This window comes from Actinomycetospora callitridis (assembly GCF_028737265.1).
Lineage (GTDB): Bacteria > Actinomycetota > Actinomycetes > Mycobacteriales > Pseudonocardiaceae > Actinomycetospora > Actinomycetospora callitridis.
Genome location: NZ_JAQZAK010000004.1, coordinates 489920 through 512945 on the forward strand (window position 1 = coordinate 489920; position 23026 = coordinate 512945).

The following is a 23026-nucleotide window of genomic DNA, read 5'->3' on the forward strand; positions in this document are numbered from 1 at the left end:
GAGACGAACGAAAGGGGCGGGTCCGAGAGTCCCGGACCCACCCCTGACGGTACTGCTGCTACACGGTGCTCAGGCGGAGACGGTCTCTTCCACCGGCACGATGTTGACGTTCTTGCGCCCGCGCTTCGTCCCGAAGGTCACGGCGCCCGGGATGAGGGCGAACAGCGTGTCGTCGCCGCCGCGGCCGACACCGACGCCCGGGTGGAACTTGGTGCCGCGCTGGCGGACGAGGATCTCGCCGGCCTTGACGACCTGGCCGCCGTAACGCTTGACGCCGAGCATCTGGGCGTTCGAGTCGCGACCGTTGCGGGAGCTGGACGCACCCTTCTTGTGAGCCATTCCTGCTCCCCTTTACTTCGAGATGTCGGTGACCTCGAGGCGGCTGTAGCGCTGGCGATGGCCGACGCGCCGCTTGTACCCGGTCTTGTTCTTGTACTTCAGGATCTTGATCTTCGGGCCCTTGTGCTCCCCGACGATGCTGCCGGAGATGCTGACCTTCTCGAGGTCGGACGCCGAGCTGAGGACGGTGCTGCCGTCGACGAGCAGGACCGGCTGGAGGTCCACGGTGTCACCGTCGAGGAGCTCCACGTCGATGACGTCGCCGACCGCGACCTTGTACTGCTTGCCGCCGGTCTTCACGATCGCGTACATCTTCCGCGTGGACTCCTGTCTGGCGTGGGGTTCCGGTCCCGGCGCGCGTCCCGTACGGGGCGGGCGCGGCGCGCCGGTGCCGCGGGCAGCGACCCGGCGGGCACCGATCTCCTAGGGTACCCGCCCGGCCTCCGCGGGCCGGACCCCGGGTGGGCCCGACCGTCCGCGGGTGGTGCTCAGTCGCTCGATCCGCCGACCGGCGGACCGGCCGGACGGGACGCCGCCCGGCGACGACGCGGTCGCGCCGAGCCGCTCCCGGTGGGGACCACCGCGGGCTCGGGCGTCGCCTCGTCCTCGGGCTCCGCCGGGCTCCCGGCCGGGGTGATGACGGTGTCGCCCCCGTGGCCGTTGCCGTTCCCGTTGCCGGTCGCGGCCCCGATGGCGCCCGTGACGCGGGGCGCGGACGAGGTCGCGGGCTCCGGGGTCGTCCCGTTGCCGCCCGGCACGTGCTCGGCGAGGTCCGCCTCCAGAGCGACCTCGGCCTCGACGGCCTCGTGGATCGCCTCCTCGACGTCCTCGGTCTCCGCCGCGGCCGGGAGGTCCGCCTCGGCGGGCGCCTCGTCGGTCTCCTCGACGCTCCCCGCACCCGGGCTCGCCTCGGCCAGCCCGGCCTCGAGGGTCACCTCGGTCTCCTCGGCGCCCTCCACGGGCACCGCGGCCGTCTCGGGGCTCTCGGCCGTCCCCGAGTCGGAGGGATCGACCGTGTCGACGGTCTCGACGACGTCGGTGCCCGTCTCGTCCGCGCCGATCTCTTCGGAGACCGCGTCGTCGTCCTCCCGGCCGGCGGTGAGACCGCTGGCCGCGGCCACGACGGCGGGCGAGGCGCCCTCGGAACGCTCGGCCCGGCGTCCGCGACGACCCCGGCGTGAGGACGAGCCCCCGCCGGTGCCGCTCGCGGCCTTCTCGCCCGACCCGTTCTTGTCGCCCGAGCCGTTCTTCTCCGCGGCGCCGGCCTTCTCGCCGACGTTGCCCCCGCCGTTGCCGCCGCCCTGCTCCCCCATGACCGGCTCGGACGAGACGATGACGCCCCGGCCCCGGCAGTGCTCACAGGTGGTCGAGAACTCGTCGAGCAGGCCCTGCCCGACGCGCTTGCGGGTCATCTGCACCAGGCCGAGCGAGGTGACCTCGGAGACCTGGTGGCGGGTGCGGTCGCGGCCCAGGCACTCGGTGAGGCGCCGCAGCACCAGGTCGCGGTTCGACTCCAGCACCATGTCGATGAAGTCGATGACGATCATGCCGCCGATGTCGCGCAGCCGGAGCTGGCGGACGATCTCCTCGGCGGCCTCGAGGTTGTTGCGGGTCACCGTCTCCTCGAGGTTGCCCCCGGAGCCGGTGAACTTGCCGGTGTTGACGTCGACGACCGTCATCGCCTCGGTGCGGTCGATGACCAGCGTGCCGCCCGAGGGCAGCCACACCTTGCGGTCGAGCGCCTTGATCAGCTGCTCGTCGATCCGGTACGCGGCGAACACGTCCTCAGGTCCGACGTGACGCGACAGGCGCCCCGCGAGTTCCGGGGCCACGTGCGACACGTAGCCCTCCAGCGTCTCCCACGCCCGCTCGCCGGAGACGACGAGCGAGGAGAAGTCCTCGTTGAACATGTCGCGGACGACACGGATGAGGAGGTCGGGCTCCTCGTAGACGAGGGTCGGGCCCTTCGAGTTCTTGTTGCCCGCGTCGGAGGCCGACTTGTCGATGGCCTCCCACTGTGCGGTGAGACGCCGGACGTCGCGCTCGAGGTCTTCCTCGCTGACGCCCTCGGCGGCCGTCCGGATGATCACGCCCGACTCGTCGGGGACGATCCGCTTGAGGATCTCCTTGAGGCGCTTGCGCTCGGTGTCGGGCAGCTTGCGGCTGATGCCGGTCGCCCCGCCGGCGGGGACGTACACCAGGAAGCGGCCGGGCAGGCTGATCTGGGTGGTCAGGCGTGCGCCCTTGTGACCCACCGGGTCCTTGGTGACCTGGACGAGCACCTGGTCGCCCGAGGACAGCGCCTGCTCGATCTTGCGCTGCTTGCCCTCGAGGCCGGAGGCGTCCCAGTTGACCTCGCCGGCGTACAGGACGGCGTTGCGCCCGCGGCCGATGTCGACGAACGCGGCCTCCATCGACGGGAGCACGTTCTGCACCCGGCCGAGGTAGACGTTGCCGACCATCGAGTTCTGGCCGTCGCCCGCGACGAAGTGCTCGACGAGCACCCCGTCCTCGAGCACCCCGATCTGGCTGCGGCCGGCGTGCTGGCGCACCACCATCGTGCGCTCGACGGCCTCGCGCCGGGCGAGGAACTCGGACTCGGACAGGATCGACGGCCGCCGGCGACCGGACTCGCGCCCGTCGCGGCGACGCTGGCGCTTAGCCTCGAGGCGCGTCGAGCCCTTGACCCCGCGGATCTCGTCGTTCGAGGACTTCCCGCCCTCGGGCCGCTCGACGCGGTCGCGGACGTGGGTGACGGTGTTCGGCGGGTCCTCGACCTCGCCGTCGCCGTCGCCCTCCGAGGACCGGCGACGCCGCCGGCGCCGGCGGCGCGAGCCGCCCGACGAGCCCTCGGAGTCCTCGGACTCACCGGAGTCGGTGTCCTCCTCGTCGTCGTCGCCCTCACCGGAGCCGGAGTCCGACTCCGACTTCCCGGAGGAGTCCGTGCCCGCCTCGCCCTCGCCGTCGGAGGAGCCGTCGGAGGAGCCGTCGGAGGAGCCGTCGGAGGAGCCGTCGCCGGACTCGGCGTCGTCGGCACCGCCCCGACCGCGCCCGCGGCCGCGGCGCCCGCGACGACGGCGCCGGCGGCTGCCGTCCTCGTCGTCGTCGTCGGAGTCGGAGGAATCCGAGGAGTCAGCGGAATCCGAGGAGTCCGAGGACTCCGACGGGTCCGTGGCGTCGGACGTCTCGGAGGTGTCGGAGGCGTCCGGGGACTCGTCGGCCCCCGAGCGACGACGGCGGCGGCGCGAGGACCCGCCCGTGTCGGCTGCGGCCTCACCGGAGTCCTCGGTCGCAGCGGCGGGGGTCTGCTCGTCGGGCGAGGCCGGGGTGTGGTCCCCCGTGGTCTCGGTCTCGGTGGACTCACCGGGGGTCACGACGCCGGTGGAGCGGCTGCCGCGACGACGCCGGGCGCGCGTCGGGACGGCCTCCTCGGAGGTCGAGTCGGGCGCCAGGAACATCGGGGCCGCGAAGGCCGGGGCACTGGCGGGCGCGCCGGCGGTCGGGGCGCCGGCGCTCAGGGTGAGCGGCGCCTCCGGCTCGCTCGGCTCCTCGTCCGGCGAGGGCGTGAGGGCCGCGGTGGCCTCGGCGACGGGGTCGGCGACCGGGCCGCCGGGCGGCGGGAACAGGTCGTCCATCACCTGCGCCACGACGCCGCGGTCGACGCTGGACTGCGCGCTGCGCGCCCCCACGCCGATCCGGGCGAGCACGGCGAGGAGCTCGCGGCTCGAGGTGCCCACCACTCGGGCCAGGGCGTGCACGCGGACCTTGTCCGGAAGCGCGGCCAGGGCCTGCTCGTCGGGGCGTCCGGGTGCGACGGAATCCCCCGCGGCGGTGCTACCGCCGGACGGGGTGTCGGTGTCGGTCATCCATCTCCTTCGCCCCCGGGCGCGACCCGGGGGTCGCGGCCACACGGGGACCTCGCGTGGGCTCGCCGTGGCGGCCGCAGGGGACGGCCACCGACTGCGGCACGATTCGGCGGGTCGAGCCGGTGGGCCCGGGTGCCGTCGATCCGTGCGGTTCGGCGATGTGTGTGCACCGCGGCCGACCGGGGACCTTCCGCGGGGCTACGCGGTGGGTGCCGCGCGGTCCGTCGCGAACGGGTCGATCAGCTCCCCGCGCTCGTCGAGCCGACCCTGAGCCCTCCGGGTGGCCCTGACGGGTTCCGGGAACTCGAGGCCGGCGACGGCGCGGAGGGCACCGCACACGTCGTCGGGTCGTGCGGCCGGCGTGGTGTGCCGTACGACCGCCGTCAGTCTCCCACACGTCGCCGCTCGTGCACGGTCCTCCCGCTCCGGCGCCTCCGGTTCGTCCGGACGGGTGAGCGTCAGCCGCAGTTCGGCGACGGCCGTTCGCACGTCCAGCGGCTTCGGACCGTTCTTGGTGAGGCGCTCCACGATGACCTCGTCGGCGGCGTGGAACGCCGCGAGGGCCGGGGCGAGCAGCTCGTCGGGGACGCCCGGGGTCTCGATCTCCCAGTGGCTCGCGTCGATCCGGTCGGCGAGCGCCCCGGGCGAGGCGGGCACGACCTCGATCACCGAGAGCCCCTCGGGCAGCACGGCGTCCACCTCGCGGGCGACCACGAGCGGGTCGAGGTGCTCCGTGACGCCGATCTCGACGTACTCGGCGTCGCTCGCCGCGCCGGTGGGCGCCGCGCCGATCCAGGAGAGCCTCGGGTGCGGGCTGAAGCCGTGCGACAGGGCCACCGGCACCCCGGCGCGCCGCAGCGTCCACTCCATGGTGCGGGCGATGTCGCGGTGCGAGCTGAACCGCGCGCGGCCCCGCTTCGCGTAGCGCATCCGGAGCTTCTCCACGATCGGCGCCGAGGGGTGTGCCGCCTCGCCTGCCTTCGTCGTGCGGGTCGCCATCAGGCCGTCCCTCCGGTCGGTCCGTGTCCCCCGGTCGGGAGGACCACGATCTCGTCACCGGCCGGGCTGAACCCGGCCGCACGGTAGAAGGCCGCCCCCGCCGGGGACGGCCGGAGCACGAGCCGCGCGAGCCCGCGGTCGCGGGCGTGCGCCACGGCGGCGCCCAGGAGCCTGCGCGGCACCCCGCGCGGCGCGGCGCCGAGGGCGACGAGGCTGCCCACGTAGCCCCAGCGCTCCCCCGGCCGCCCGGGCGCGGGCATGGCGGCGACCTCGGCGACGTCGAGGGAACCGACGACGTCCCAGGCACCGCCGGACGGCACCTCCGCCACCCACACCGCGTGGTGCGAGAGCTCCGCGCGCCACCACGTCGCGAACCCGTGCTCGAAGCCCGGGTCGGCGCCCGGCCGGGCGCGGCCGCGCTGCTCGACCCAGGCCCGGCGCAGGGCGGCGACGGCGTCGCCGTCCGGGGCACCCGCCCGGCGTACGCGCACCTCCGGTCCGTCGCTCACCGGTGTCCTGCCACGCGGTCAGACCCCGCGGTCGGCCGCGAGGGCGGGGTTGCGCACCGGCGTCGACCTGCGCTGCTCGACGGGCGTGATCGGCAGCGACACCCGGCCCGGGGGCGCCATCTGGATCTCGGTGCCCATCGTCGGGCAGACGCCGCAGTCGAAGCACGGCGTCCAGCGGCAGTCGTCCTGCTCCTCGGAGTTCAGCGCGTCCTGCCAGTCGTCCCACAGCCAGCCCCGGTCGAGCCCGGAGTCGAGGTGGTCCCAGGGCAGGATCTCCTCTGCGCCGCGCTCGCGGGTGGTGAACCAGTGGAGGTCGACGCCCTCGAGCGCCGCCTCGGCCGCGGTGACCCAGCGCTCGAACGAGAAGTGCTCGCTCCAGCCGTCGAACTGCTGGCCGTCACGCCACGCCCGCTCGATCACCCGCCCGATCCGCCGGTCACCCCTGCTGAGCAGGCCTTCGATGAGGCTGGGCTGGCCGTCGTGGTAGCGCAGCCCGATGTTGCGGCCCAGGGAGCGGTCGCTGTTGATCGCCTCGCGCAGCTTGCGCAGACGGTGGTCGACGACGTCGGGCGCGGTCTGGGCGGCCCACTGGAACGGCGTGTGCGGCTTCGGCACGAACGCGCCGATCGACACCGTCGCGCGGACGTCGCCCCGGCCCGCGGCCTTGCGCCCGGCCCGGATGACCTCGTGGGCCATCGACGCGATCTGCAGCACGTCCTCGTCGGTCTCGGTGGGCAGACCGCACATGAAGTACAGCTTCACCTGCCGCCAGCCGTGCTCGTAGGCGGTGGAGACCGTGGCGATGAGCTCCTCCTCGGAGACCATCTTGTTGATCACCTTGCGCAGGCGCTCGGACCCGCCCTCGGGCGCGAACGTCAGGCCGGACCGGCGGCCGCTGCGGGTGAGCTCCTCGGCGAGCGTCACGTTGAACGCGTCGACGCGCGTGCTCGGGAGCGACAGGCCCGTGCCGGTGCCCTCGTAGCGGTCGGCGAGGTCCTTGGCGATCGTGCCGATGCCGGAGTGGTCGGCGCTGGAGAGCGAGAGCAGGCCGACCTCGTGGTAGCCCGAGTTCTGCAGCCCCTGCTCGACCATCTCGCCGACGCCCTGCGGCGAGCGCTCCCGGACGGGCCGGGTGATCATGCCGGCCTGGCAGAAGCGGCAGCCGCGGGTGCAGCCGCGGAAGATCTCGACGCTCATGCGCTCGTGGACGGTCTCGGCCATCGGGACGAGCGGGGCCTTCGGGTACGGCCAGTCGTCGAGGTCGCTGGTGGTGCGCTTGTGGACGCGCTCGGGGGCGTGCGTGCTGGTCGGGGTGACCGCGGCGATCGTCCCGTCGTCGCCGTAGCGGACCTCGTAGAGGCCGGGCACGTAGACGCCCGGGACCCCGGCGAGGCGCTCGAGGGTCTCGCGGCGGGACAGGCCCTCGGCCTTGGCCGCCTTGACGACCTCCGTGATCTCGCCGACGACCTCCTCGCCGTCGCCCAGGGCCACGATGTCGACGAAGTCGGCGATCGGCTCCGGGTTGAACGCCGCGTGCCCGCCGGCGAGCACGATCGGGTGGCTCGTGTCCCGGTCGGCGGCGTGCAGCGGGATGCCGGCGAGGTCGAGGATCGAGAGCATGTTCGTGTAGCCGAGCTCGGTGGCGAAGCTGATGCCGAGCACGTCGAACGCGCCCACGGGGCGGTGCCCGTCGACGGTGAACTGCGGGACGCCGTGCTCGCGCATCAGCGCAGCGAGGTCCGGCCACACGGCGTAGGTGCGCTCGGCGAGGGCGTCGTCCCGCTCGTTGAGCACCTCGTAGAGGATCATGAGGCCCTGGTTGGGCAGCCCCACCTCGTAGGCGTCGGGGTAGCACAGCGCCCAGCGGACCGGCACCGCGTCCCACGGCTTGGTCCCCGCGTTGCGCTCGCCGCCGACGTACTGCACCGGCTTCTTCACCCGGGGCAGCAGCGGTTCCAGGCTCTCGAACACGGATTCGGCCACGGACCCAGGGTAACGAGACCTGCGCCGGGCCCCGACCACCCGCCGTCCGGCCGCCGAGTGTGCGCCCATCATGATCAGCAGGCCCTGTCGATCATGATGCGCGCACGGTCGGCGCCCAGCCCCGGGCGAGCAGCGCCTCACGCACGCGGGCCACGACCCACTCGGGCCGTCGCAGCACCTGGCGTGCGGTCATCGAGGGCCACCCGGAACTCGGAGCGCGGGTCCATGAGCTCCGCGACAGGACGGACCCGCCGGACGCCGCGCGCACCGGGGTGCCGCCGCGCCATCTCCTCGAGTTCGGCCCCGGTGAACCCGCCGTACCGACCCAGCCCGTCGGCCGCGACGACGGCGTTGGACGACGTCGATCCCCTGGATCGCGCACGCCGACCAGCCGGTGACGACCGCCGACCGACCGCCCCGGACCGCCGCCGCGAGGACCCGCGTACGGGCGTCGTCCGGCGCGCCCGTCGCCACGTAGGTGTCGGAGCCGACCCGTCGGGAGCCCGGCCCGGTGAGCACGCCCCGGGTCACACGTCCCGCACGGACCGCGTCCGAGCCCCGGAAGGGTCTGCCGTCGTCCACACGGGGTTCGACGCAGGAGAACCCTCCACGGCTCCCTCGAACGCCGAGAGTGCGCCAGGTCGACGAGGCTCGTCGATCACGATGGGCTCACACTCGGCGAACCGACCCTCCCTCTACCCGAACCAGAGCTTGATCTCGCGCTCGGCGGACTCGGGCGAGTCCGAGCCGTGCACGATGTTCGACCCGGTCTCCAGGGCGAGGTCCCCGCGGATCGACCCGGGGGCGGCCTTCTCGACGGGGTCGGTGCCGCCGGCGATCTGCCGGAACGCCGCGATCGCGCGCGGGCCCTCGACGACCATGGCGGCGACGGGCGCCGAGGTGATGAAGGAGATCAGCTCCTCGTAGAAGCCCTTGCCCTCGTGCTCGGCGTAGTGCTGCTCGGCGAGGCCGCGGTCGACGGTCTTCAGCTCCAGCGACACGAGGCGCAGGCCCTTGCGCTCGATGCGCGACACGACCTCCCCGACCAGGCCACGCTCCACGCCGTCGGGCTTGACCAGCACCAGGGTGCGCTCGCTCACTGCGGATCCTCTCTCGTGGACACCTGTCGGTGCGCGAGCCTAACGAGCCGCCCTCAGGCCTCCCGGTCGGCCCAGAGCGCGTGACGGCGCAGCACCTCGTGCCGCATCCACAGCATCCCGGCCCACACGAGGCAGAACACGAGGCCGAGGACGCCCAGCGACGGCGAGACGATCCAGCCGAGCAGCATGAGCACCTGCAGCGCCAGCGCCAGCGGCAGGCCCCAGGGCTTCGAGAACCGGGCGATGGCGACGATCATGCCGAGGGTCAGGACGACCACCCAGGCGATCTTCAGGGGCGTCAGCCCGCCCTCGACCTTGTCCATGACGAGCAGGGCGAGCGGGACGATGACGATCTCGAGGCTGAGGGCCGCGCTGGCCGGGCCGCGGAAGGCCTTCCTCGCGGCCTCGCCCGGGGCGGGCTCGGTCATGCCGGCTCCCGCCCCAGCAGCGTCCGGGCCTCACCCGCGGCGACCACCGACCCGACGACCAGCACCCCCGCGCCCGCCATCGGGGCCTCGTCGTCGTCGGTCTCCTCCGCGAGCCCGATCGCGGTCTCCAGCGCGGCGTCCATGCGGGTCTCGACGACGACGCGGTCGGCGCCGAAGAACCCGACCGCCAGGCTCCCGAGCTCGTCGGCGTCCATGGCCCGCGGCGACGACACCTGGGTCACCACGACCTCGTCGAGCACCGGTTCCAGCGCCGTGAGGATGCCCTCGGCGTCCTTGTCGCCCATCACCGCGACGACGCCGATGAGCCGGCGGAACGAGAACTCCTCGCGCACCGCCTTCGCCGACGCCCGCGCCCCGTGGGGATTGTGGGCGGCGTCGACCACGACGGTGGGCGCCGAGCGCAGGCGCTCCATCCGCCCCGGCACGCGCACCGAGGCGAAGGCCTCGCGCACGGCGGTGATGTCGAGCTTGCGCGACGCGCCGGCCCCGAAGAACGCCTCCACCGACGCGAGCGCCAGCGACGCGTTCGCCGCCTGGTGCTCGCCGAAGAGCGGGAGGTAGATGTCGTCGTACTCGCCGCCGAGACCCTGCAGGCGCAGCTGCTGCCCGCCGACGGCGATCTCGCGCGCCAGCACGCCGAACTCCATCCCGGAGCGCGCGACCTCGGCCTCGACCTCCACCGCCCGCTCGAGCAGCACCTTGGCGGCCTCGGGGGTCTGCTGGGCCATCAGGGCGACGGCGCCCGGCTTGATGACGCCGGCCTTCTCGGCGGCGATCCCGGCGATGTCCGATCCGAGGTAGGCGACGTGGTCGACGTCCACCGGGGTGATCGCGGCGACCACGGCGTCGGCGACGTTGGTGGCGTCCCAGCTCCCGCCGAGCCCGACCTCGAGCACGGCGACGTCCACCGGGGCGTCGGCGAAGGCCGCGAACGCCATCCCGGTGAGCACCTCGAACTTCGAGAGCCGCGGGCCGTCGCCCTGCGCCCGGTCGACGATGCCGAGGAACGGCGCGATCTCCTGGTAGATCTCCACGTAGCGGCGCGCGCTGATCGGGGCGCCGTCGATCGCGATCCGCTCGGTGGCCCGCTGCAGGTGGGGGCTCGTGTAGCGCCCGGTGCGTGGCCCGATGCGGGTGAGCAGCGCGTCGATCATCCGTGTGACCGAGCTCTTGCCGTTGGTGCCGGCGACGTGGATCGCCGGGTAGGAGCGCTGCGGGTCGCCCAACACCTCGACGAGCGCCCGGATCCGGTCCAGGGACGGGGCGATCCGCGTCTCGGGCCAGCGCTCGTCGAGCTCGGCCTCGACGGCGCGCAGCGCGGCGAGCGACTCGGCGTCGTCGGGTTCGTGGCCGGGCGTGTCGCCGGTCGGCCCGGTGGTGACGCCCTGGCTCAGCGCGTCGGCGAGCGCGCCCCCGCCCGGGCCGGAGCCCGAGTCGTCCGCACCACCGGCCATGGCGAGGATCTGGGCGAGCTCGTCGGCGTCGCCGTCACCGGCTGCGTCCTGGTCGGCGGAGACAGATCCCCATCGGTCGTCGCTGGTCATCACCCACGATGCTACGGCTGGTCGTCGCCGCGGGCCCGCGCCGCCAGGCGATCGGCGAAGCCCTGGGCGAGCTCCTGCTCCCCCGGGCCCGACCCCGCCGCCCGCCCGACCGCGAGGCCGAGCAGGTAGGCGGAGATCGGGGCGGCGGGGCGCGCGACGCCGTGGGCGACGTCCTTGGTCATGTCGAGCACGAGGGGCTGGACGTTCTCGGGATCGACCAGCTCCCCGAGCTCGTCGATACCGAGCTCGCGGACGACCTCGTCGATCCAGTCGGAGAGGGTGCTCATGCACCCGATCCTCCTAGAAGAGGGCGCCGACGTTCTGCAGGAGCGACCACACGCCGTACAGGAACGGGATCACGACCCAGAGCCACACGACGACGGTGAGCACGGTGCGTCCGGCGGTCATCGGGACACCTCCTGGTTGCGGTCGGACCCGGATCCGCCCACGGCGGCGTCCTCGACGCCGCCGCGCTCGGAGTCGGGCACGAAGTACTGCGGATCGACGGGACGGATGAGCTCGTTGGCGACGAAGCCGATGGCCAGCAGCACGATCATGATCGTGAAGGACACCGTGTACTTCGACGGGCCCGTGACGTCGCCCTGGGCCTCCACGACGGCGTTGACGATCAGCGGGCCGAGCACGCCCGCCGCCGACCACGCGGTCAGCAGGCGGCCGTGGATGGCGCCGACCTGGTAGGTGCCGAAGAGGTCCTTGAGGTACGCGGGCACCGTGGCGAACCCGGCGCCGTAGAACGAGAGGATCAGCATCGAGGCGATCAGGAAGATCACCTTGTTGCCCTCGCCGAACAGCAGGATCACGAGGTAGAGCAGGGCGCCCACCCCGAGGTACATCCGGTAGATGTTCTTGCGCCCGACGACGTCCGAGGCCGACGACCAGATGAACCGGCCGAGCATGTTGGACAGCGAGAGGATCGACACGAACGCCCCGGCCGCCGCGGCGATGACCGGCGCCGGGCCGGAGGTGGCGAAGAAGTCCTGGTAGATCGGCTGGGCCTTCTCCAGGATGCCGATGCCCGCGGTGACGTTGAAGCACAACACGACCCACAGCAACCAGAACTGCGGGAGCTTGATCGCCTGCGCGGCCGAGACGGCGGGACCGGAGCCGGTGGCGCCGGGCGAGGCCTGCGGCGGGTTCGGGGGCTGCCAGTCGTCGGCCGGGACGCGCACGAGCAGCCAGCCGACCGACATGAAGATCGCGTAGCCGATCCCCATCACGAGGAACGTCTGCGACAGGCCCATCTGGGTCGTGCCGAAGGCCGCGAGGAGCGCCTTCTCGATCGGCTGCGCGATGAGCGCGCCGCCGCCGAAGCCCATGATCGCGATGCCGGTGGCCATGCCCGGGCGGTCGGCGAACCACTTGATCAGCGTCGAGACCGGCGAGATGTAGCCGATGCCCAGCCCGATGCCGCCGACGAAGCCGTAGCCCACGACGACCAGCCAGAACTGACCGATCGCGATGCCGCCCGCGGAGATCAGGAAGCCCGCGGAGAAGCACACGGTGGACACGAACATGGCCCAGCGCGGCCCGCGCCGCTCGACCATCGTGCCGCCGAACGCCGCCGAGAGACCGAGCATCACGATCGCGAGCTGGAAGGGCAGCGCCGTGGCGGTGCCCGAGAGGCCCAGCCCCGTACCCAGCCCCGCCTTGAGCACGCTCCACGCGTACGCCTGCCCGATCGCGAGGTGGACCGCGAGGGCGGCGGGGGGAACGAGCCAGCGACTCCATCCCGGTGGTGCGACGATGGAGGAGCGGTCGAAGAATCCGCCGGCCATGGGTGGCTCCTTTTCAACGACACCGTCCGGTCACGGGCCGATACCCGATCGGGCGATGAGCCACACACCGAACACACACAGCCACGAAGTGGGAGGATCCGGGCATGGGACGCGTGACGGTGCGACGCCCGGTGATGCGGATCGTGGACGGGGAGACCCGTCGCCGTCCTGACGTGCTGGCCGCCGAGGAGCCGCTGGAGATCCGGGTCGACGGGCAGTCGCTGGCGGTGACCATGCGGACCCCGGGCCACGACGTCGAGCTCGCCCACGGCTTCCTGCTCACCGAGGGCGTGATCGGCGCCCGCGAGGACATCTCGACCGCCCGCTACTGCGACTCGGTGGACGACAGCGGACGCAACACCTACAACGTCCTCGACATGGCGCTCGCCCCCGGCGTGCCGCCACCCGACGACTCGGTGGAGCGGCGCTTCTACACCACGTCCTCCTGCGGGGTGTGCGGCAAGGCGTCGTTGGACGCCGTGCGCACCCGCACCCGCTTCGCGCCCGCCGACGACACGCTGCGCCTCACCACCGAGGTCCTCGCCGGTCTCCCGGACACCCTGCGCGCCGCCCAGGCCGTCTTCGACAGCACCGGCGGGCTGCACGCCGCGGGCCTCTTCCGTGCCGACGGGACGCTGCTGGTGGCCCGCGAGGACGTCGGGCGCCACAACGCCGTCGACAAGGTCGTCGGGCACATGCTGCTCGAGGGCGGGGTGCCCGCGCGCGGCACCGTCCTCATGGTCTCGGGGCGCGCGTCGTTCGAGCTGACCCAGAAGGCCGTCATGGCCGGCATCCCTGCCCTCGCCGCCGTGTCGGCCCCGTCGTCGCTGGCCGTCGAGATGGCCCGCGAGTCCGGGATGACGCTCGTGGGCTTCCTGCGCGGCACCTCGATGAACGTCTACGCCGGCACCGAGCGGATCGTCACGCCGGACGCCTCGCCCGTGCCGGGCTGACGTTCCCACCCTCCCCCGGCACCGGCCCGTACCGTGGCTCTGCGCAGCCGCCGTCCGAGTCCCGCTGAGCCGAGCCGAGGGGAGAACGCCCGACCATGCCGACCCGACGGCAGTTCCTCGTCGGCGCCGCGGGAGCCGCCGGGGTCGCCGGCGCCGTCGGGCTGGGTGGGCTGCTCGTCAACCAGGACAGCCCGGCCCCGCCGCCCCAGCGCATCCCGGACCCACCGCGCCTGCCCGCGCCGACCGACGCCGTCGCCACCGTCGACTGGGTCTTCTCCCCCGCCCGCGGGCGCAGGGTCCGGCTGGTCACCGTCCTCCCGCCGGGCGCCGACAGGGTGGGTCTGCCGATCTGCGTGGGGCTGCACGGGCTGCGGGGCAACGCGCTGTGGTGGTCCGAGGCCGGCAACCGCGGCCTGCTCGGCGATGCCTGGGCGCGCGGCGTGCCGACGTTCGGGCTGGTCGGCGTCGACGGCGGGGACAACTACTGGCACGCCTACAACGACGGCGACGACCCCCTGCGCATGCTGCTCGAGGAGCTCCCCGGCTGGCTGCGGCAGCGGGAGCTCGCCACCCGGCCCGCGCCCGGCGACCTGCCCGGCGAGCCGGCGCTGGTCACGGGCATCTCGATGGGCGGGGCCGGCGCGTTCGTCTACGCCCGCGAGCGGATGCGCCTGCTCCGGCCGGTGCGCGCGGTGTCGGCGGTCAGCCCCGGCCTGTTCACCGACTGGCGGGTGGCCTCGCGCCGCCCGTTCGCGGGACGGCGCGACTGGGAGGCCCACGACCCGCTGCGCTTCTTCCCCGAGCTCGCGGGCGTGCCCACCGGTGTGTGGTGCGGCGACCGCGACCCGTTCGTCGACGCGACCCGCCGCTACATCGCGCTCGCCCGGCCCGAGGTCGGGGCGGTGAGCCCGGGACGGCACGACGGCGTCTACTACGCCCGCGTGCTGCCGGACATGGCGACGTTCCTGGGCCGCCACGCCCGCGACAGGGTCGCCGGCGCGGCCGATCGCGGCGTGGGCTAGACCGGCCTGTCAGGCCGACTTGTCGCGGCGCTCCCGGCGCGAGGGCTGGCGCGGGACGATCGTGGGGTTCACGTTCTCCTTGACCGTCTGCTCGGTCACCACGACCTTGGCGACGTCGTCACGACCCGGGATGTCGTACATGACCGGGTTGAGGACCTCTTCCATGATCGCGCGGAGCCCACGGGCGCCCGTGCCGCGCAGGATCGCGAGATCGGCGATGGCCTCGAGCGCCTCGGGGGCGAACTCGAGCTCGACGCCGTCCATCTCGAAGAGCTTCTGGTATTGCTTCACCAACGCGTTGCGCGGCTCGGTGAGGATCTGGACGAGGCTCGGCTGGTCGAGGTTCGACACCGACGCCACGATCGGCACGCGGCCGATGAACTCGGGGATGAGCCCGAACTTGATGAGGTCCTCGGGCAGCGTGTCACCGAACGACTCCGCCGACTCCATCTCGGCCTTCGAGCGGATGTCGGCGCCGAAGCCGAGGCCGCCCTTGCCGACGCGCTCGGCGATGATCTTCTCGAGACCCGCGAACGCGCCCGCCACGATGAACAGCACGTTCGTCGTGTCGATCTGGATGAACTCCTGGTGCGGGTGCTTGCGCCCGCCCTGCGGCGGCACCGAGGCGGTGGTGCCCTCGAGGATCTTCAGCAGGGCCTGCTGGACGCCCTCGCCGGAGACGTCGCGCGTGATCGACGGGTTCTCCGACTTCCGCGCGATCTTGTCGACCTCGTCGATGTAGATGATGCCGGTCTCGGCGCGCTTCACGTCGTAGTCGGCGGCCTGGATCAGCTTGAGGAGGATGTTCTCGACGTCCTCGCCGACGTAGCCGGCCTCCGTCAGTGCAGTGGCGTCGGCGATGGCGAACGGGACGTTCAGCAGCTTCGCCAGCGTCTGCGCGAGGTAGGTCTTGCCACAGCCGGTGGGGCCGAGCATGAGGATGTTCGACTTCGCGAGCTCGACGACGTCCTCGTTGCGGGAGCCCTCGCGGTTCTTCTCGCCGGCCTGCACGCGCTTGTAGTGGTTGTAGACCGCGACGGAGAGCGTCTTCTTGGTGTCGTCCTGGCCGATCACGTACTGATCGAGGAACTCGTGGATCTCGGTCGGCTTCGGCAGCTCGTCGAGCTTGACCTCACCGGCCTCGGCGAGCTCCTCCTCGATGATCTCGTTGCAGAGGTCGATGCACTCATCGCAGATGTACACACCGGGGCCGGCGATGAGCTTCTTGACCTGCTTCTGGCTCTTCCCGCAGAAGGAGCACTTCAGCAGGTCCCCGCCGTCACCGATGCGTGCCATCGCAGCAGACCTGTTCCCTCCGGCACACCCGGTCGGTGCGCTCCGTCGTGGTTGACCGTACCTGCCCGCCCGGTCGGACGGGGAGGTTCGGGCCCGGTGGATCGTGCTGGTCGCGGGCCCGGATCCCGGTCCGCGGCTCGCGCCACGCGACGCTCCCGCGACGGGCGGTCGGCCCGCTGCGCTCGCGTGCGTCGGGGGCCGCCGGACCGCCCCGGGCGCCCCGCCGCCGAGGCGGCGGGACGGGCCCGGGAGGGGCGTCGTGCCGGCGGCCTACGAGCGGGTCGCGGAGAGCTTCCGGCTCGCGACGACGTCGTCGATGAGCCCGTAGTCCTTGGCCTCGGGGGCCGTGAGGATCTTGTCGCGCTCGACGTCGGTGCGGACCTGCTCGGCACTCCGGTTGGTGTGCCGGGCCAGCGTCTCCTCCATGAGGCGACGCATGCGGGAGATCTCGTTGGCCTGGATCTCGAGGTCGGACACCTGGCCGTAGAAGCCCTCGGTGGCCGGCTGGTGGATCATCACCCGCGCGTTCGGCACCGCGAGGCGCTTGCCCGGTGCGCCGGCGGCGAGGATGACCGCCGCCGCCGAGGCGGCCTGGCCGAGGCACACCGTCTGGATGTCGGGGCGCACGTACTGCATCGTGTCGTAGATCGCCATCAGCGCGGTGAACGAGCCACCGGGCGAGTTGATGTACATCGTGATGTCGCGGTCCGGGTCGTTCGACTCCAGGAACAGCAGCTGCGCCATCACGTCGTTCGCCGACGCGTCGTCGATCTGCACCCCGAGGAAGATGATCCTTTCCTCGAAGAGCTTGTTGTAGGGGTTCGACTCCTTGACGCCGTAGCTCGTGCGCTCGACGAAGGAGGGGAGGATGTAGCGCGCCTGCGGCGAGGCCGGAGCCGTACCGCCGGGCACGTGGAGCTCACTCATCTGCGTCTCCTTCAGGACTGACCGTTGCCGTTGGTGCTCGGCTGGTCTGCCGACCGGGTCACCACGTGGTCGATGAAGCCGTACTCGAGGGCCTCGGCCGCGGAGAACCAGCGGTCGCGGTCGGAGTCCTCGGTGATGCGCTCGAAGCTCTGTCCGGTGTGCTCGGCGATCAGCTCCGCCATCTCACGCTTGAGCTTGCGCATCGACTCCGCGCGGATCGTGATGTCCGATTCCGTGCCGCCGAGGCCGCCGGAGGGCTGGTGCATCATGATCTGCGCGTGCGGCAGCGCGAGGCGCTTGCCGCGCTGGCCGGCCGAGAGCAGGAACTGCCCCATCGACGCGGCGAGGCCCATCGCGACCGTCGACACGTCGGGCTCGATCCACTGCATCGTGTCGAAGATCGCCATCCCCGCGGACACCGACCCGCCGGGCGAGTTGATGTACAGCGTGATGTCGGACTTCGGGTCCTCGGCCGAGAGCAGCAGGAGCTGCGCCGAGATCTGGTTGGCGATCGTGTCGTTGACTTCCTGACCCAGGACGACGATGCGCTCCCGCAGGAGGCGCTCGTAGACCGAGTCGTTCAGCGTCATCGACCCGCCGGCGGAACGCATGACCGCCCCGGCCGGGTCGGAGAGGTGCTGGCTCACCTGTGTCCCTGCTTTCTCGTACTGAGGTATCGGTCTGGCGTCGGTCGGGCCCACCGACCTCGACAGTAACCATCGCGACCGGCCGGACAGTCCGTGGAAGGCCCGTGTTCGCTCCTGGCCGATGGATGGCCCGGGCGACGCGTGCTGATCAGGCCCGCGTCGTGGAGTCGGGCGCGCCGACGACCTCGGTGTCGGCGTCCGCGTCGGCCTCCACCTGCGAGGACGGCGACGCGGGGTCGCTGGCGTCGCTGTCGGCGTCGGCCACCTGGCTCGCGTCGTCGGTCGGACCGGCGGCCGCGTCGGCACCCTCGGCCTCGGGGGCCTCCTCGTCGCCGGCGCCGCCGGTGCCGAAGAGCTCGGAGAGGTCGACCGGGTCGCCGTCGGGGCCGGTGATCGTGGCCGCCTGGACGACCGTGGCGAGCGCCTTGCCGCGACGGACGTCGGCGAAGACCGCCCCCAGCTGGTTGGCCTGCTGCGCCTGCTGGATGTACTCCTCGGGGCTCACCCCGAAGCGCTGGGCCTGCATCATGATGCGTTCCATGAGCTCGTTCTGCTCCACCTGGACGTTCGCCTCGTCGGCGATCTTGTCCAGGAGCAGCTGCGTCTTCACCGCCTGCTCGGCGTTGGTGCGCAGCTCGGTGTCGAACTCCTCGCGGGTCTGACCCTGCGACTCGACGTACGAGTTGAGGCGCGCCTCGTCGTGGTCGAACTCGTGCACGGCCTCGTGGGCGCGGACGTCGACCTCGGACTGCACGACGGACTCGGGCAGCGGCACGTCGGCCTGCTCGAGGAGGGCGTCGAGCACGCGGTCGCGCGCCTGGCTGCCCTGCTCCATCTTCTTCACCCGGGCGAAGCGGCTGCGCAGGTCGTCCTTGAGCTCGTCGAGCGTGTCGAACTCGCTGGCGAGCTGGGCGAACTCGTCGTCGGCCTCGGGGAGCTGGCGCTCCTTGACCTGCGAGACGGTGACCGTGACCTCGGACTCCTTGCCGGCGTGCTCACCGGCCACGAGCGTCGTCGTGAACTGCTTCGTGTCGCCGGAGCTCATGCCCTCGAGCGCCTCGTCGAGGCCCTCGATGAGCTGGCCGGAGCCGACCTCGTGGGACATGCCCGTGGTCTGCGCCTCCTCGACGGGCTCGCCGTCGACGGTGGCGGAGAGGTCGATGACGACGAAGTCGCCGCTCTTCGCGGGCCGCTCGACGCCGGTGAGCGTGCCGAAGCGCGCCTGCAGGCCCGTCAGCTGCTCGTCGACGTCGTCGTCGGTGACCTCGGCCGCGTCGACCGACACGGAGATGGACGAGTAGTCCGGCACCGTGATCTCGGGACGGATGTCGACCTCGGCCGTGAAGGCGAGCTTGTCGCCGTCCCCGATCTCGGTGACCTCGATGTCGGGCTGGCCCAGCGGCTGGACCTCGGCCTCCTCGACGGCCTCGCCGTACTTGGCGGGCACGGCCTCGTTGACGACCTCTTCGAGCACGACCCCACGACCGAGGCGCTGGTCGAGGATGCGGGCGGGCGCCTTCCCGGGCCGGAAGCCCGGGATGCGCACCTGCTGCGCGATCTTCTTGTAGGCCCGGTCGAAGTTGGGCTTGAGCTCGTCGAAGGGCACCTCGACGGCGAGTTTGACGCGCGTCGGCGACAGGTGCTCGACGGTGGACTTCACTGGTCGGTCTCCTCGGGGCAGGGCATCGTGCTGGTGTCCGGCCCGTACGGCAGGCGTACGGACCGGTCGGGTCCGTGGCGTGACGCGGGAGGCCGCCCTCACCGCTCACGGTCGAGGAGCACCGGAGAACCGGAGCCTGTACCTGCTTTGCGCGCCCGCCCGGGCGTGGCGGCGAGTCTAGACGTGACCCCCGACCGCGCGCCGTGGCGCCCGGTCCGCGGCGTGTGGCGGACCACGTCCACCGCCGATCTCCGCGCGGCGACCGCCGATCTCACGATCCCTCACCGGCGCCTCCGGCGCCTCCGCGACGCGCGGACCGCCCGTCTCCCGCACCCGCCGACGCGTCGCTCGTCCGGAGGGCGACACGCCCGGAGATACCACCGTTCGGACCACAACGACCCTCCCCGACGCAGCGTCCGGTCCCCGCGGTCCGGGCTGGCACGGTGGTGAGGCCGGCCCCCGCCGGGGCCCACCAGGAGGAGGAGCAGTGAGCCGGATGAAGAAGATCCGCGGCAGCATCGAGCGCGCGCTCGAGACCTTCGAGGTGCTCGCCGGCTACGGCACCAAGCGCCGCAAGCGCACCCGGCGATGACGGGGTGAGCGGCGCGCCCGCGGGGTCTGCTCCGGAGTCGGCGGCACCGAGATCGGCGGACTGCTCCCGGTGCCTGGCGCTGTGCTGCGTCGGGCCGGCGTTCGCCGCCTCGGCCGACTTCGCGATCGACAAGCCGGCGGGCACGCCCTGCCCGCACCTGGGCGCCGACCACGCGTGCGGCATCCACGCCCAGCTGCAGGAGCGCGGCTTCCCGGGGTGCGTGACGTTCGACTGCTTCGGCGCCGGGCAGCAGGTCGTCGAGGTGACGTTCGGCGGCGCGTCCCGACGTGAGCCCGCGATGTTCGCGGCGCTCGAGGTGCTGCGCCCGCTGCACGAGGTGCTCGCCCTGCTCGACGAGGCCGCCGGCCACCCAGCCTCCCCCACCCACGGCCCCGCGGCCGCCGATCTGCGCGCCCGTGTCGAGGAGATGGTCACCCGCGACGCCGACGCGCTCGCCGCCGTCGACGTGGGCGCCGTGCGGCGCGAGGCGGGCGCGGTGTTCGACGGCGTGGTGGCCGAGGCCCACGCGGGACTGCAGGGTCGCGACCTGCGCGGCGCCGACCTCGTCGGCCAGGACCTGCGCCGGCGCGACCTGCGCGCCGCCCGGCTGCGCGGCGCCCTGCTCCTGGGCGCCGACCTCCGCGGCGTCGACCTCGACCGTGCCGAGCTGCTCGGTGCCGACCTCCGCGGGGCCGACGTCCGGGGCGCGCGGCTCGCCGGCGCGCTGCTGCTCACCGGTCCCCAGCTCGTCGCGGCCCGGGGCGACGCCGCGACGACGGTCCCGGCGCACCTGCGACGCCCGCCGCACTGGATACCGTCCGCGCCGTGACGCTCCGGTCGATCGGGCTCTTCCTGCTCGCGGCGGTCCTCGAGATCGGCGGGGCCTGGCTCGTCTGGCAGGCCCTGCGCGAGGGGCGGGCGTGGTGGTTCGCGGCGGTCGGCGTGCTCGCCCTCGGCCTCTACGGCTTCGTCGCCGCCTTCCAGCCCGACGCCGCGTTCGGCCGGGTGCTCGCCGCATACGGCGGCGTCTTCGTCGCCGGGTCACTGGCCTGGGGCGTGGTCCTCGACGGCTACCGGCCCGACCGCTACGACGTCCTCGGCGCCCTGATCTGCCTCGCCGGGGTCGGCGTGATCATGTACGCGCCCCGCTGAGGCGGCGGTCCAGCTCCTCGAGGTCGTCGACGAACCACAGCTCGCGACCCTCGTTCGCCTCGCGCACCCAGTCGGCCACGGGACCCGACGACTCGCCGTGGTGGTCGAGGGGCCCCACCACGACGAGGCGCACGCGGTAGTTCACGAACTTCTGCACCACCGCCCCGGCGACCCCGCTCGCCAGACGCGTGAACGCGGGGTCGAGCCGCGCGACCGGCACGGCGACGAGCTCGGCCTCCTCGCCGAAGGCGTCCCCGATGACGTCGAGGGCGCTCTGCTCGTCGCCGATCACCGGGCCGGTCTCGGGGAGGACGAGGACCCGCACACCGTGGCGCACGGACGTCGTGTTCGGGGTCATGCCCCGACCCCACCAGGACCGGGCCCGGCGGGCGAGCGGATTACATCGTCGGGGCGTCCGGGTCCGAGCCGTCGCCGACGAAGTGGATGTCGAACGGCTTGTTCGTGATGAACAGGAACGTGACGTCCTGGTCCTGCGTCGCCCCGTGCTGCATCACGCCGCCCTCGGGGAACCAGACGAAACTGCCCGCCGGGTAGTCGCCCTGGTGGGTGTTCAGCACGCCCTCGAGGACGTACACGCCGTGCGCGCACGAGTGGCTGTGCCAGGGGTTGGTGAAGCCGGCCCGGTAGACCATCTTCAGCACCATCATCCCGGTCTCCGGGTCGTCCACGAGCGGGACGTGCTCCAGGTTCGCCCCGATGAACTCCACCGGGAAGCCCTGCCAGGAGGCGGACGTGGTGTCGACGACGGTCAGCTCGACGGGCGTGCTCGGGGTGCTCACGGGGCCTCCTGGCGGGGTGCGGGGGTCCGCCCGCCTCGCCGCGAGCAGAGGGCTCACGGTGGTGGCTCCGGCTCGGGTCCACAAGGTCCGGTCGGCGCAGCAGGAGTTCCGTACCCCGGCGGCGGCCTGTCCGGCGAGGCCGTGACATCGACCCGGTGGAGCACCGGGAGCGATCATGAGCTGTGGAGGCGCCGGGAAGGATCGTTCCGGGGAGCTCCCGCGGGCCCCGCTCTGAAGGGGTGACCGCCGGGTTCGTGCAGGTCGCACTCGGTCGGGGTGGCGGGATTCGAACCCACGGCCCCTCGCTCCCAAAGCGAGTGCGCTACCAAGCTGCGCTACACCCCGTGCGAGGGAGTCTAGGGGCGTGGCGCGGGCCGCGGAGGCGACGGTGCCTCCCGGCCGCGTGCCGTGCGCGTCGCTGCAGCGACGCGCCCGGTACCGAACGTCGTGACGGCTAGTCCAGACCGCGGACGATGTGCTCGTCGTCGATGCTGTCGGCGTCCCTGATCTCCGTGTTCATCTCCGGCTCCTCTCCCGATCGCGTGCCGGTCTTCTCATCGTGACGAGGAGTAGAGCCCTACCGGGGGGTATCGGTAAGAGGTCACGTTCTACTGATCGGTCAAGTCGATCGGTCAAGACCTGACCGTGGGACACCGGGCAACCTCCGGGTCCGCCGCCGCCGAGATCGCTGTTCCGGTGACGAACCACCGCAGATCTGCGAGGTCCCGTCACCGACATCGTGATCATGGAAGCCGCCCGCAGCACTCCCCACCGATCGGGGTGGCGCGGGGGCGTCCGCTACGGTGGTCTCGGGCCGGTTGGCCCGCCGCGGGCGTAGCTCAATGGTAGAGCCCCAGTCTTCCAAACTGGCTACGCGGGTTCGATTCCCGTCGCCCGCTCCGTGGTCGCGCTCCGGCGCCCTCCTCGTCCTCTGCGCCATTCGAGTCGTCTGGTTGAGGCCGGGCTGTCCGGAGTGTCACCCTTCGTGATTGGCGACGGAGTCCCTCTCACTCGCGCGGAGTGGGTGGCGACGTCGTGGACCCGGAGGTCCGACCATGACGCTCTACCTGACCCGGTTCAGCTACACACCGGAGACCTGGGCGAGGTTGTCGCAGCAGCCGGAGGATCGACGCGAGGCTGCTCGCACGTACATCGAGGCGGCGGGCGGGAAGCTCCACGGCTTCTGGTACGCCCTCGGCGAGTACGACGGCTACAACCTCTGGGAGGCGCCGGACAACGTGTCGATGGCCGCTGTCGCCCTGGCGATCTCGGGTGGCGGGGCGCTCAGCAAGTACGAGACGACCGTGTTGCTGACGGTCGAGGAGACGATGCAGGCGATGGAGCGCGCCCAGGAGATCCGGTACCGCCCGCCGGGGACGTGACGGGGGCGAG

23 protein-coding genes and 2 tRNA genes are annotated in these 23026 nt (G+C 72.7%); 6 read left to right on the forward strand and 19 right to left on the reverse strand.

All coding sequences use genetic code 11. The features are described from left to right. Positions 1–69: 69 nt before the first annotated feature. The 12 genes from rpmA to PH191_RS16940 form a co-directional block, all read right to left on the reverse strand. On the reverse strand, positions 70–339 hold the full coding sequence (rpmA, locus tag PH191_RS16890) for a 50S ribosomal protein L27 (RefSeq protein ID WP_274195774.1): 270 nt from the start codon (positions 337–339) through the stop codon (positions 70–72). 12 nt (positions 340–351) lie between these two features. After that, a complete protein-coding gene (gene rplU / locus PH191_RS16895) occupies positions 352–651 on the reverse strand; it encodes a 50S ribosomal protein L21 (protein WP_274195775.1) in 300 nt (99 codons plus the stop codon). Positions 652–827: 176 nt separating this feature from the next. Continuing rightward, positions 828–4205, reverse strand: a complete 3378-nt coding sequence (locus PH191_RS16900; protein WP_274195776.1) for an Rne/Rng family ribonuclease — start codon at positions 4203–4205, stop codon at positions 828–830. Between the two features lie 198 nt (positions 4206–4403). Continuing rightward, positions 4404–5204 carry a TIGR03936 family radical SAM-associated protein gene (locus tag PH191_RS16905; RefSeq protein ID WP_274195777.1) on the reverse strand — a complete coding sequence of 267 codons (801 nt, stop codon included), beginning with the start codon at positions 5202–5204 and terminating at the stop codon, positions 4404–4406. Further along, positions 5204–5713 (reverse strand): GNAT family N-acetyltransferase, encoded by a 510-nt coding sequence (locus PH191_RS16910; protein WP_274195778.1) that lies wholly within the window; start codon positions 5711–5713, stop codon positions 5204–5206. Before PH191_RS16910 ends, PH191_RS16905 begins: the two co-directional genes overlap by 1 nt. An 18-nt stretch (positions 5714–5731) precedes the next feature. Beyond that, the gene (locus PH191_RS16915) at positions 5732–7765 is read right to left on the reverse strand and encodes a TIGR03960 family B12-binding radical SAM protein (protein WP_274195850.1); all 2034 of its coding nucleotides are present in this window, start codon (positions 7763–7765) and stop codon (positions 5732–5734) included. 626 nt (positions 7766–8391) lie between these two features. After that, a complete protein-coding gene (gene ndk, locus PH191_RS16920) occupies positions 8392–8796 on the reverse strand; it encodes a nucleoside-diphosphate kinase (protein WP_274195779.1) in 405 nt (134 codons plus the stop codon). 53 nt (positions 8797–8849) lie between these two features. Continuing rightward, positions 8850–9224, reverse strand: coding sequence for a DUF4233 domain-containing protein (locus PH191_RS16925; protein WP_274195780.1), 375 nt, complete (start codon positions 9222–9224; stop codon positions 8850–8852). After that, entirely contained in the window at positions 9221–10789 is a 1569-nt protein-coding gene (gene folC / locus PH191_RS16930; RefSeq protein ID WP_274195781.1) for a bifunctional tetrahydrofolate synthase/dihydrofolate synthase, read from the reverse strand. The genes PH191_RS16925 and folC overlap by 4 nt, the downstream gene beginning before the upstream one ends. An 11-nt stretch (positions 10790–10800) precedes the next feature. Next, complete coding sequence (locus tag PH191_RS16935; protein WP_274195782.1) at positions 10801–11076, reverse strand: DUF6457 domain-containing protein; 276 nt, start codon at positions 11074–11076, stop codon at positions 10801–10803. Between the two features lie 13 nt (positions 11077–11089). Next, a complete protein-coding gene (locus tag PH191_RS30120) occupies positions 11090–11197 on the reverse strand; it encodes an MFS transporter small subunit (RefSeq protein ID WP_420791811.1) in 108 nt (35 codons plus the stop codon). Beyond that, positions 11194–12585, reverse strand: coding sequence for an OFA family MFS transporter (locus PH191_RS16940; RefSeq protein ID WP_274195783.1), 1392 nt, complete (start codon positions 12583–12585; stop codon positions 11194–11196). Before PH191_RS16940 ends, PH191_RS30120 begins: the two co-directional genes overlap by 4 nt. Before the next feature lie 104 nt (positions 12586–12689). Between PH191_RS16940 and fdhD the strand changes: the two genes are divergently transcribed. Continuing rightward, on the forward strand, positions 12690–13538 hold the full coding sequence (fdhD, locus tag PH191_RS16945) for a formate dehydrogenase accessory sulfurtransferase FdhD (RefSeq protein WP_274195784.1): 849 nt from the start codon (positions 12690–12692) through the stop codon (positions 13536–13538). A 95-nt stretch (positions 13539–13633) separates the two neighbouring features. Then, a complete protein-coding gene (locus PH191_RS16950) occupies positions 13634–14560 on the forward strand; it encodes an alpha/beta hydrolase (RefSeq protein ID WP_274195785.1) in 927 nt (308 codons plus the stop codon). A 9-nt stretch (positions 14561–14569) separates the two neighbouring features. Here PH191_RS16950 and clpX read toward each other — a convergent pair whose 3' ends face one another. The 4 genes from clpX to tig all read right to left on the reverse strand — a co-directional run bounded on the left by clpX (position 14570) and on the right by tig (position 19090). Then, entirely contained in the window at positions 14570–15856 is a 1287-nt protein-coding gene (gene clpX, locus PH191_RS16955) for an ATP-dependent Clp protease ATP-binding subunit ClpX (protein WP_133828291.1), read from the reverse strand. A 270-nt stretch (positions 15857–16126) separates the two neighbouring features. Then, on the reverse strand, positions 16127–16783 hold the full coding sequence (locus PH191_RS16960; RefSeq protein ID WP_274195786.1) for an ATP-dependent Clp protease proteolytic subunit: 657 nt from the start codon (positions 16781–16783) through the stop codon (positions 16127–16129). Positions 16784–16794: 11 nt separating this feature from the next. Further along, positions 16795–17394, reverse strand: coding sequence for an ATP-dependent Clp protease proteolytic subunit (locus tag PH191_RS16965; RefSeq protein WP_274195851.1), 600 nt, complete (start codon positions 17392–17394; stop codon positions 16795–16797). Between the two features lie 184 nt (positions 17395–17578). After that, positions 17579–19090 carry a trigger factor gene (gene tig, locus PH191_RS16970; RefSeq protein ID WP_274195787.1) on the reverse strand — a complete coding sequence of 504 codons (1512 nt, stop codon included), beginning with the start codon at positions 19088–19090 and terminating at the stop codon, positions 17579–17581. Between the two features lie 596 nt (positions 19091–19686). Between tig and PH191_RS16975 the strand changes: the two genes are divergently transcribed. Further along, positions 19687–20511 carry a pentapeptide repeat-containing protein gene (locus PH191_RS16975; RefSeq protein WP_274195788.1) on the forward strand — a complete coding sequence of 275 codons (825 nt, stop codon included), beginning with the start codon at positions 19687–19689 and terminating at the stop codon, positions 20509–20511. Further along, positions 20508–20834 carry a YnfA family protein gene (locus PH191_RS16980; protein ID WP_274195789.1) on the forward strand — a complete coding sequence of 109 codons (327 nt, stop codon included), beginning with the start codon at positions 20508–20510 and terminating at the stop codon, positions 20832–20834. Before PH191_RS16975 ends, PH191_RS16980 begins: the two co-directional genes overlap by 4 nt. Here the strand turns inward: PH191_RS16980 and PH191_RS16985 are convergent. From PH191_RS16985 to PH191_RS16995, 3 genes are all read right to left on the reverse strand, one after another. Next, positions 20815–21192: a DUF4180 domain-containing protein gene (locus PH191_RS16985; RefSeq protein ID WP_274195790.1), complete on the reverse strand. Its 378-nt coding sequence runs from the start codon at positions 21190–21192 to the stop codon at positions 20815–20817. The two genes, PH191_RS16980 and PH191_RS16985, sit on opposite strands and share 20 nt — an antisense overlap. Before the next feature lie 40 nt (positions 21193–21232). Continuing rightward, the gene (locus PH191_RS16990) at positions 21233–21634 is read right to left on the reverse strand and encodes a cupin domain-containing protein (protein ID WP_274195791.1); all 402 of its coding nucleotides are present in this window, start codon (positions 21632–21634) and stop codon (positions 21233–21235) included. A gap of 271 nt (positions 21635–21905) precedes the next feature. Further along, positions 21906–21979, reverse strand: a tRNA-Pro gene (locus PH191_RS16995). Positions 21980–22462: 483 nt separating this feature from the next. Between PH191_RS16995 and PH191_RS17000 the strand changes: the two genes are divergently transcribed. Both PH191_RS17000 and PH191_RS17005 read left to right on the forward strand, forming a co-directional pair. Then, a tRNA-Gly gene (locus PH191_RS17000) sits at positions 22463–22533 on the forward strand. A 156-nt stretch (positions 22534–22689) separates the two neighbouring features. Then, on the forward strand, positions 22690–23016 hold the full coding sequence (locus PH191_RS17005; protein WP_274195792.1) for a GYD domain-containing protein: 327 nt from the start codon (positions 22690–22692) through the stop codon (positions 23014–23016). The last annotated feature ends 10 nt before the right edge of the window (positions 23017–23026 follow it).